This is a genomic window from Pseudoduganella umbonata, from assembly GCF_014192225.1.
Taxonomy (GTDB): Bacteria; Pseudomonadota; Gammaproteobacteria; order Burkholderiales; family Burkholderiaceae_D; genus Rugamonas; species Rugamonas umbonata.
Map to the genome: position 1 here is coordinate 1 of NZ_JACHXS010000029.1, position 1180 is coordinate 1180.

Here is a 1180-nt window from a genome sequence, read left to right on the forward strand (position 1 = left end):
CTATAGCCGTCAAGGTTATAGGGACAAGTGAATAAGTGCACATGGTGGATGCCTTGGCGATTACAGGCGATGAAGGACGTAGAAGTCTGCGATAAGCTTCGGGGAGCTGACAAACGAGCATTGATCCGAAGATTTCCGAATGGGGAAACCCGGCCTTATAGGTCATCACTCACTGAATACATAGGTGTGTGAAGCGAACGCGGCGAACTGAAACATCTAAGTAGCTGCAGGAAAAGAAATCAACCGAGATTCCCAAAGTAGTGGCGAGCGAAATGGGAAGAGCCTGCATATGATAGTCGGACTGGTAGTGGAAGCCTCTGGAAATAGGCGCCATAGTGGGTGATAGCCCCGTACGCGAAATCAGACCGGTGGTACTAAGTATGCGACAAGTAGGGCGGGACACGAGAAATCCTGTCTGAATATGGGGGGACCATCCTCCAAGGCTAAATACTCGTAATCGACCGATAGTGAACCAGTACCGTGAGGGAAAGGCGAAAAGAACCCCGGGAGGGGAGTGAAATAGATCCTGAAACCGTGTGCATACAAACAGTCGGAGCGGACTTGTTCCGTGACGGCGTACCTTTTGTATAATGGGTCAGCGACTTACATTCAGTAGCGAGGTTAACCAAATAGGGGAGCCGCAGAGAAATCGAGTCCGAACAGGGCGTTAGTTGCTGGGTGTAGACCCGAAACCAAGTGATCTATCCATGGCCAGGTTGAAGGTGCGGTAACACGCACTGGAGGACCGAACCCACTAATGTTGAAAAATTAGGGGATGAGCTGTGGATAGGGGTGAAAGGCTAAACAAACTTGGAAATAGCTGGTTCTCTCCGAAAACTATTTAGGTAGTGCCTCAAGTATCACCATCGGGGGTAGAGCACTGTTATGGCTAGGGGGTCATCGCGACTTACCAAACCATTGCAAACTCCGAATACCGATGAGTGCGAGCTTGGGAGACAGACATCGGGTGCTAACGTCCGGTGTCAAGAGGGAAACAACCCAGACCGCCAGCTAAGGTCCCAAAGATTGGCTAAGTGGAAAACGAAGTGGGAAGGCTAAAACAGTCAGGATGTTGGCTTAGAAGCAGCCATCATTTAAAGAAAGCGTAATAGCTCACTGATCGAGTCGTCCTGCGCGGAAGATGTAACGGGGCTAAGCCAGTCACCGAAGCTGCGGATAT

Annotated in this window: 1 rRNA gene; it reads left to right on the plus strand. The window is 50.3% G+C overall.

Annotation, left to right across the window (positions count from 1 at the left end):
- Positions 1–21: 21 nt before the first annotated feature.
- Positions 22–1180, plus strand: a 23S ribosomal RNA gene (locus tag FHS02_RS31135); the annotation flags it as partial.